The sequence below is a fragment of the Aquirufa sp. 5-AUSEE-100C1 genome, assembly GCF_054558655.1.
The window spans coordinates 282,397-292,194 of record NZ_JBPXKO010000001.1; the positions used below are offsets into that span (position 1 = coordinate 282,397).

Below are 9,798 nucleotides of genomic sequence, written 5' to 3' on the forward strand. Positions count from 1 at the left end.
ATACGCTAGTTTGATTTCTTTTTAAGTTGCTTGACTTGTTTCTGAAGGCGATTAATCTGCTTTTGCTGTTCCTTGATGGCTTCGACTAAAAGCGCAACCACCTTGTCGTATTGGACGGCTTTATAGCCATCCGCCGACTTCTCTGTCTCCACCACTTCCGGCAATACCTTTTCTACCTCTTGTGCGATAAATCCAAGAGCCCGCTTGGAGGAGAAAGCACGCTCCGGAAACTGGCTTTGATTCCAGTCAAAATTCACTCCACGTAACTGCAAGACTTTTTCCAAGGGATTGGCGATCGCGCTGACGTTCGTCTTAAAGCGCGCGTCCGATGAACCCGCAATCGAGTTTGCGATGATGTCGCCACTAACTTGTAAACGAACACTAGGGTCAATGTTTCCCATGCCTATAAACCCGTTCTCCTTGATGATTAGGCCATTTTGTTCATTACTTCCTGCAAAAATTCGCAAACGAGCATCCGATGTCGTGGTACCGTACTGATCAAGGATCCAGTCGACCGTTCCTCCGTTCAATGATTTTTTAAAGATTAATTGGCCCCCTTCATTCGTAGCAGCTGTAGGATTGAGCGTTATTTCGCCAGGTACGGTGCCATCTGCGGAACCGACTGTTAGGGTAGAAACACCCACACTGGTTCCCACGGCTAATTGACCACTCGATGTCAAAAACACCCGCGAAATATTGTTGGTCCCCCAAGCGATAGCCCCCGTACTAAATTGATTCATAAAGGTCAACTGCGTTGATGCCGCACCCGGATAACCAAAATAGGCATATCGGGTTGTAGCGCCTTGTGGATATAGCTCCAGGTAGGCATGGTCAGAACCTTCCAATCGAAGAATTGTTCCATTCGATTTAATATGCAATTTACTTGCCGGACTTGTCGTCCCAATACCCGTTTGCGCCCACACGGAACCCGATAAGAGCAAGAAGCAAGTAATCAGTTGTATGTGTATCTTTTTAAACATCGTATGTCACGTTTGGACATTAATTCATTTTAGAACAAATCCTTTGAGCTGATGGGACAGCCCAAAGGATATTAGGATTAGAATAATGCGCGTAGAATAATCCAATTCGTACCATCCGAGATTGCCTTAATCCAATTATTGGATGGTTCAATACCGATAGCTAAAGTATTGGCTGTTGTAGTTGAACTATCAGAAATAACATATCCACCGGCGGAACCAACATTCACTGACACGCTGGCAATATTCTTGATTGTGATTTCCCGACCAGCACCTACGGTTACAGCGCTAGGTAAGGTAATTGTTTGAGAAGCTGTTGACCCTGAGAACACTAATATATTTGCGTTATCGGTTGTTGCAATGGTATAATTGGCAGTTTTACTCAATACTCCGCCACCATTGTTCGACCAAGATGCTAATCCATTCGCATCCGAGGTTAATACCTTACCTAAACCAGGCGTTCCTCCTGTAATGGTTAATGTCCCAGTTAGTTTTGTGTCACCTGTTACCTGTAGTTTATGAGAACCTCCATCTGTAGTTGTGCCAATAAGCACATCTCCATTTAATGAAGTTATTGTTGTTGAACTATTACCAAGCACCGCAGTATTAGAACCTAATCCACGCGCTTGATAGCCAATGACAATTTCATTCGTCGTACCACTTGCTGCGGGACGAGCATCTGCACCGATGATGACACCGCCAGTCATACTAGTATTGGAAGTTCCTGCTGTAATTAATTGCCCGGCTTCATTACCCAAAGCAACGTTACTTGATCCACTTGTTAGATTACCTAATGCGTTTGACCCTAACCCTGTATTATAAGCTCCTGATGTTAAGGCTGTAAGACTATTAGTGCCAAAGGCTGAATTTCGTAAAGCATTCGTAGATGTTGCATTATTTAAAGCGGTTAAGGAATTACTTCCAACTGCCGTATTTCCAGCACCAGCCGTGTTTGCAGCCATCGTATTGTAACCCAAGGAAGTATTTTCAGCACCTGTTGTCGTTGCTGCTAGCGCATTTGTACCCATCGCAACATTCTTATCTCCCGTTGTTGCCGCTGCTAATGTTGATGTACCTATCGCAATGTTTGTAACAAGTGAAGAAGCTCCTTTTCCAATTTTTAGACCGTTAATGTAACTGTCTTCACCCGCGTATAATGTTTTGGCTACCCCTAATCCACCTGAAACGATTACTCCACCAGTTGAGGTAGAACTCGCATTGGTTGTATTCCCAAATGTTTTAATTCCGGCAAAGGTTTGAGCTGATGTTGTTACAACACCCCCGTTAGTTCCGTCGGCTGGAGCAAGGTTTAATACATTGGAAGTAATACTAGCTCCATTTGCTGTAGAACTTCCTGAAATCGCACCAACGCTTGTTACTGCTGAAGAAGTTGTCCATGCCGGAATACCAGAACTTAATGTTAATACTTGACCATCGGTTCCTTTCGCCAAACGCGTTCCGGTACCGCTCGCCCCGCCGTAAATGATATCTCCCGAAGCTGTCATCGGTGATAGAGCATCAAATGCCGCTGCCTTAGTCGTCGCTCCTGTACCACCATTGGCGATTGGTAAGGTGCCTGTCACACCTGTTGTCAACGGTAAGCCTGTTGCATTCGTTAACACACCGGATGCCGGAGTTCCCAAAGCGGGTGCCGTGAATATAGGAGAGGTTAAGGTTTTATTTGTTAATGTTTCCGTACCCGCTAAAGTCGCCAAGGTACCTGATGCCGCTGGCAAGGTAATCGCTGTTCCCGTACCCGCTACCGCTGGTGCGGAAATTGTGGCTGTTCCTGATGTTGATCCGGCAAATGCTACCGAAGTCGCGGAAGCTACACCTAAGGTAGGAGTGACTAAAGTAGGAGAGGTAGCTAAAACAACTGATCCCGTTCCCGTTTCGTCCGTAATTGCTGCGGCAAAGTTTGCACTGGATGGCGTGGCCAACCAGGTTGCAACGCCTGTTCCTAATCCTGTGATTTCAGACACAGCAGGATTAGCATAGGTAAATGTTCCCGTTCCTGTGTTTTTCAAGAATCCAGCCCCGTTACTCAATGAACCAATCGTCGTTAAATTCGTGTAAGCCGCTTGCTTGCCATTGAATGTTGACCAATCAGCACTAGCTAATAGACCGGAAGCACTTGCACTTGCCGTGCTTAAGCTTCCCCAAGTAGCTAAACCATTGGCATCAGAAGTCAGGTATTTTCCAGCTGCAGCACCAGTAGGCAAAATTAATGCAGGAATCCGGACTTGACCTGCATTTGTTAATTGCATGATTTGTGTATCAGTCGTGCCATTGTTATAATAGTAGGTCATGTTTTCTAACACACCACTATTTTGGTTCGTCATTATTTTGAATGCTTTATTACGGTAGGTTAACGATAAAGTTCCTCCATTTCCATCGGCATCATATTTGAATGGAAAATCACCAGCACCATCGTCAAAAATTTGAAATTTACTTGATGGTGCAGAGGTGAAAATGCCGAGTTTGTTTTCTGTACCAAGGTAATGTATGGCACCATTCACTAAATCTAAGTTAGTAAATGATCCTGATACAGCAGTGGCTGTTCCACTAACATTGAAATTACCTGTAACGGAAGCTCCACCCAAACTACTAACGGTGAAATAGTCATTTGTACCACTGCTATTCATGTAAGCAAATTTCAAATCCGTTGCGACACCTGAATTGGTTCCGGCACGCATCAACCAGCCTGTAGCACGATATCCCAATTTGAAGGTGTTATTATTACTGCCATCAACATAGTATTTCAAATTCTCTGCTGTTTCCCCTCCAATCTGGAAGGTTGTGGATGGACTATTGGTTAAGATACCCAAGCGGGAATTGGTATTATCCCAAAATAAATCGGCGCTATTTGCAAGAGCGCTTGTACCATTTCCAAAGGGAATTCGGCCTGCCGTTAAACTTGTTAATCCCGTTCCTCCAGCTGTAACCGGTAAAGTTCCCGATGTTATTGCCGTTGTACTTGTTGTGTACAAGGCACCTCCACTCGTGAAAGATGTTAATCCTGTCCCCCCGGCACTGGTTGGCAAGGTACCTGTCGTCAATGCCGATGTACTCGTTGCGTACATGGCACCTCCACTATTGAAGGATGTCATGCCTGTACCTCCTTGGTCTGTTCCTAAAGTTCCTGTGCTCGTTAGGCGTTTAGACGCGTCAGTAAATACACCTTTCGAAGCTGTCAAGGCTGATAGGGTTGTAGCACCCGTGATGGTTGCGGTTCCGCCAATGCTTGCATTTCCGGTTACCGTTAAGTCGGTACCAATCGTACCCGCTCCACTAATGTTGAAGTTGGTACTCGCTTGCTGCGTCGTGCCATTGATCACGTAATTCGTCGAACCTGAAGGCAAGTCGGCCGCCACCAAACTACGGAAGCTTGGAGCTGCAGCTGAGGCACCTGATGTAGGACCTGCGAAAACCAAATTGGCCGCTACGGTCGTTACACCCGTACCTCCATTAGCGACCGGCAAGGTTCCGGTAATATCCGAAACAGCAACGCCTGCCCAAACGGGCGCAGCAGCTGCGGTACCATCACCGGTTTGAGTGAGGAATTTTTTGGTTGCAGTTGTATTACCTGTTAATAAGCTGGTGGTATTGGCAGCGCTTTGGTAGGGAATGGCACCAATAACACCTCCGTTGATGTTGGTCGCTTTGCTCGCCAAACCCGTTAAATCGGCGGTAATGGTTCCCGCGCTAAAGTTACCACTTCCATCTCTTGCGACAATGGCCGATGCCGTGTTAGCAGAGGCAGCCGTTGTGGCTGAATTGCTTACTTTACCTGCCGTCGAAATCGTCGCTAATTTGGTATCAACGATGGCAGCCGATGGGCTAATATCGTTATTAACGATGGTACTATCCGCTATTTTAGCTGAAGTAATTGCTGCGTTTATGATTTTAACTGTCGTGATGGCATTGGCAGCAACTTCAGGAGAAGCGGCTGTACCGGTTAAGTCACCTGCCAATTGAACTTTACCTTTGACAGTAGTCGTTGCATCCGGCGCACCTGATGTTACGCTGGCATCCACGTAATCTTTAATCGTCTTCACGGCTGGATACTTGCTGGTAGATGCGGCATCCGCGGAAATGTCTGTACTTAAATTAGCACTCGCCTGAGCACCCAAAGCTGTCAAGGCGCCAGTTGCTGTTGTTGCACCCGTACCTCCATTCGCAATTGGCAAAGTTCCCGTAACACCTGTTGTTAAAGGTAATCCCGTTGCATTGGTTAAAACACCGGATGCCGGAGTACCTAAAGCTGGTGAGGTAAATGTGGGTGAAGTGAATGTTTTGTTCGTCAAGGTTTCGGTACCATCTAAGGTAGCCAAGGTTCCTGTTGCCGACGGAAGTGTAATCGTTGTTGTTCCGGCCACGGCGGGTGCTGCCAAGGTAGCTGTTCCTGAGGTTGCTCCGGCAAAGGCAACGCTGGTTGCTGATGCTACACCCAAGGTAGGTGTCACTAAGGTAGGAGAGGTGTTGAACACGACGGTTCCCGTACCCGTCTCGTTGGTGATCGCATTCGCTAGATTCACACTCGTTGGTGTGGCTAAGAATGTTCCCACATTACCCCCCAAATCACTGATGTCTGTGGTTTGAACGCGCGCCCAAGCCGGTGCGGCTGAAGTAGAACCGTTTCCTGTTTGGGTTAAAAATTGTTTCGTTGATGAAGTGGATCCGGTTAACAGTGATGTCGTATTCGCAGCAGATTGGTAGGGGATATCGCCCAAGCCACCGCCGTTGATGTTGCTCGCCTTGCTCGCCAGACCCGTTACGTTCGCAGTAATCGTACCCGCGGTAAAGTTTCCATTGGCATCACGGGCTACAATAGCAGAAGCCGTATTGGCATCTGTTGCGGTCGTTGCGGAATTGCTTACTTTTCCTGCTGTTGAGATTATCGCTAATTTGGTATCCGCAATGGCAGCCGAGGCATTGATGTCGGCATTCACGATAGTTCCATCCGTAATTTTAGCGCTATTAACAGCTCCGTCGTTGATCTTCGCGGTGGTCACCGCGCTTGCAGCGATTTCAGGCGAAGCGGCTGTTCCGGTTAAATCGCCGGCCAATTGAATCTTACCTTTCGTTGTCGTACTTGCATCTGGTGTCGCGGAAACCACGCTAGCATCTACATAATCCTTGATGGTTTTTACCGATGGGTATTTGGTCGTAGAGGCTGCATCAGCAGTTAAATCGGTACTTAAGTTAGCCGTAGCTTGAGCTCCTAATGCGGTTAATGCAGCACCTGCCGTTGTCGCCCCCGTACCACCTTGAGCGATGGTTACCGCTGCGTTGCTCGTTAAGATTGTGGCAGATGCATCTGGTAAAGTAAATGTTTTCTCTGAGGTGGTTGGTCCGGTGATTTTGGTGAATCCATTTCCTGTTCCTCCGTAGGTTGACGCAATTACACCCGTCAAGGCTGCAGAACCATCGAAGCTATTGCCATAGATGTTTCTTGCGGTGGCCAAAGTAGTCGCTGTTCCTGCGTTTCCGCTGATGTCACCTGTGATGGTAGAGGAGAAGGTTTTAGTTCCGGCAATAGTTTGGTTGGTCGTCAGGTCAACGAAGTTTTGGGTCGCTGATCCGGTACCTCCATTAGCAATGGAAATAGGTCCTGATATTTTGGCATTTGTAATGCTAGCATTTGCAATATCTGCTGTAGCTATTGTTCCATCTAGAATTTTGGCACTGGTTACCGCGTCGGCATTAATTTTTGCTGTCGTGATGGCGTTATCCGTAATAACCGGTGAGGCAGCAGTCGAGTTGGTTCCTGCTAAGTCACCCCCTAACTGTATCTTACCTTTTAAACTTGTCGTTGCATCGGCAATCGTCGCAGCGGCTACCGAGTTGTCTACGTAATCCTTCATGCTTTTTACGGCTGGGTATTTCGTCAAGGAGGCTGCGTCGGCACTGATGTCTGTCGATAAATTTGCAGAAGCTTGTGCGCCTAAATTCGTCAAGGCAGCCGTTGCCGTTGTCGCACCCGTACCGCCATTCGCGATAGCCACGGTTCCAGTTACGTTGGCCGCGTTACCCGAAATATTACCTGTTACTTTAGACCCTGAAACGGTGGCAATTTTCGCATCGGTTACATTAGCATCCGTGATTTTTGCCGTTGTAATGGCATTGTCGGCGATATCCGCTGTAGCGATCGTTCCATCGGCGATCTTCGCACTGGTTACCGCACTTGCGGCAATGGCAGGGGAAGCGGCAGTACCTGTTAAATCACCGGCCAACTGCAATTTACCCTTGGTGTTGGCATCCGCATCTGCAATCGTTGCAGCAGCTACTTGGTTATCTACGTAAACTTTTACGGCGTTTTGAGTCGGGTATAAGCTGTTGCTCGTACCTAAAGCTGTCGATGTCGATTTGTTGGAAACATCTTCTTTATTCGCCAATGCAGGAACAGTTGGTGCTGCCGCCGAACCGCCCAAATCACCGGCTAATTGAATCTTTCCTTTCGTATTCGCATCGGCATCCACGATGGTTGCCGAGGCAATGGCCCCTTGAACAAAGGCTGTTGTTGCGATGGCTGTGGAGTTGTTGGCCGGGCTCTGCGTTACCGCCGTCGTTCCGGAAGGTAATGATGGTGTTCCTGTGAATACAGGGGAGTTTTTGTCGGCTTTCGCATCCACGGTTGCTTGTAGAGCGATCCCCAAGGTAGCTTGATCCACGTAGGTTTTGATCGCACGCACGGATGGATATTTTGTATCTGAAGACCCATCTGCAACTACGTTTGTCGATTTGTTGTTTATGTTTTCTTTGTTGGCCAAACCAGGTACGGTTGGGTTGGTGGCTGTACCCCCTAAATCACCCGTTAATTGAACTTTACCAGATGCCAAGGTGGTCGCATCAGGTGCACCTGAGGCTACGGCAATGCTAACGGCATTGTCAATGTAGGTTTTCGCTGCTCGTTGGGTAGGGAATAGGACATCCGATGGATTTCCGCCACCCAAGTTGGTCGCTGCAGATTTATTACCCGCTGATTCGTAGGTAGTCCCCAAGTTGTTCACCGTATTGGCTGTTGCCTCTGTCAAGTTACGGACTTGACCAATCTGTGAACTTAAATTATTGGTTGTATTCGTAATATTGGCCGCATTGTTGTTAATCCGACTGTCATGATCCGTTAGGGTATTGTTGATGTTCGTGATATCCGTTTTGACTTTCTTGTCTAAGGCTTCAATGGTTTGATTTACGACTAAAAATTTACCTTCATTGGTCACTTGGTTGTCGGCAATTGCCTTCGTGTTATTAGCAATGTTGCTCTTCAAGGGATCGAGATCTTTGGGAACTAAATATCCGGAGTCATTATTGAATTGACTTAAATTTTTGGGTGAATCACGGACGTTTTTATAGTCCACACTCTCTGCATACAAGGCATAAGGTGTGTAGTTGAGGCTCTGATTACTTACCTCAGTGTATTTCGTTCCACCGTCAAAATTCACGGCTACGATGAGCGTTTTTAGTTCGGAGTTCCAAAGCACCGAATCGAAAATTTTGGCTTTCGAAGTGGCGGTTGGGATACCGGTACCTACCGTCAAGGAGATTAAACCAAACTCGTCCGTCGTGGTTTGTTGGGTTTCCTCGTAGTCAATCCCCGCAGTTGATTTTAGGCTGAAGCGGACCCATACTTTGCCGTTGGAGAGCGGCTGTCCGGTGACAGCGATTCCGGGAACTTCGATCGTTTTGGGATCGAGGATGACGGCTTGGTAATTAAGTCCTTTCTTCTGGCCGAATGCGGCGAATAAACTTAACTGGAGAACAATTAATGGAACTAATTTTTTCATCATATTAAACCCTTTCGGGGTGGTATTTTAAGAACTAATTGTTAACGGAGACCTTAGAATTTGGAGATTTTAAGGCCAATGCTTATTGATGTAGGTGCAAAATTTAAACTTGTTTTTCCCTCGATCCATCCGTGTAGGGTGGTGCCTTTTTGGTATTGAACGAACATGGAAGTTTTGTCGAAGAGTAGCTTGTGGATCTCCACGGTGTAGCCCAACATGACACGTACGGGATTGAAATTTTCGTTATCGGACAAATCGTAATTGATGTTTTTGGAATTACTGATTTGGGTTTGTACGCCAGTCAACATCTTTTGGGCGGATACATTCCCTTGCACCGCAATGGAGAAGCCTTTGTAGATTCTTACTTCGGGACCAAAGCCGGCTGTGATGCCCGCGAAGTTGGTTTGATAGTTCAAGATGATATTTTGGATATCGCCGGTCGCGTTGAATTGGTTCAGGTTCAGACCCACCTCATAGCGAAATAAGCTGGCGATTTTCGCAAGCTTTTGGTGATTGCCAAAGAAGATGGCCGTCTTCGAAAACTTCGAAATCAGGTTGGTCGTATCGACTAGCTCCTTGTTGTACCGGAAGGAGGCATGCATACCCCCAGTAGGCTTCAAGAAGTCGACCTGGTTACCGGTGATCCCCTTGAACTGGTACTTGGTACTGTTCAAGCCCACATCCCATTTCCAGTGTTGGGCCTTTACATCGAATGCAAAAAGCGCAATCAGCGCAAGCAGAAGTATTTTTTTAGTCATTTTTACGGAATCTTGATTGCATGGGTTTTTTCCATGATTCAAAATTACCATAGTATATGCAAGCAAAATTAATTTTACGGTTGTGGTTGTCCGAGTTTTCGAAATTCGGACACATTTGCGTTTTGGGAAGGAAAAACTAAGAGTTAAGAACTAAGAGTTAAGAACTAAGAGTTAAGAACTAAGAGTTAAGAACTAAGAGTTAAGAACTAAGAGTTAAGAACTAAGAGTTAAGAACTAAGAGTTAAGAACTAAGAGTTAAGAACTAAGAGTTAAGAA

3 protein-coding genes are annotated in these 9,798 nt (G+C 46.5%); all 3 read right to left on the minus strand.

The genetic code is table 11. The annotated features are described in order from the left end of the window. Nucleotides 1-5 precede the first annotated feature (5 nt). Nucleotides 6-980, minus strand: a complete 975-nt coding sequence (locus ACMH5P_RS01270; protein ID WP_459492504.1) for a tail fiber domain-containing protein — start codon at nucleotides 978-980, stop codon at nucleotides 6-8. A 77-nt stretch (nucleotides 981-1,057) separates the two neighbouring features. Continuing rightward, nucleotides 1,058-8,767, minus strand: a complete 7,710-nt coding sequence (locus tag ACMH5P_RS01275) for a hypothetical protein (RefSeq protein ID WP_459492505.1) — start codon at nucleotides 8,765-8,767, stop codon at nucleotides 1,058-1,060. Between the two features lie 50 nt (nucleotides 8,768-8,817). Further along, entirely contained in the window at nucleotides 8,818-9,522 is a 705-nt protein-coding gene (locus ACMH5P_RS01280) for a hypothetical protein (RefSeq protein ID WP_459492506.1), read from the minus strand. Between the last annotated feature and the right edge of the window lie 276 nt (nucleotides 9,523-9,798).

What these genes read in the sequence shown, in the direction of transcription:
- ACMH5P_RS01270 (WP_459492504.1), bottom strand. Translation starts at nt 980, where the DNA reads ATGTTTAAAAAGATACACATACAACTGATTACTTGCTTCTTGCTCTTA.
- ACMH5P_RS01275 (WP_459492505.1), bottom strand. Translation starts at nt 8,767, where the DNA reads ATGATGAAAAAATTAGTTCCATTAATTGTTCTCCAGTTAAGTTTATTC.
- ACMH5P_RS01280 (WP_459492506.1), bottom strand. Translation starts at nt 9,522, where the DNA reads ATGACTAAAAAAATACTTCTGCTTGCGCTGATTGCGCTTTTTGCATTC.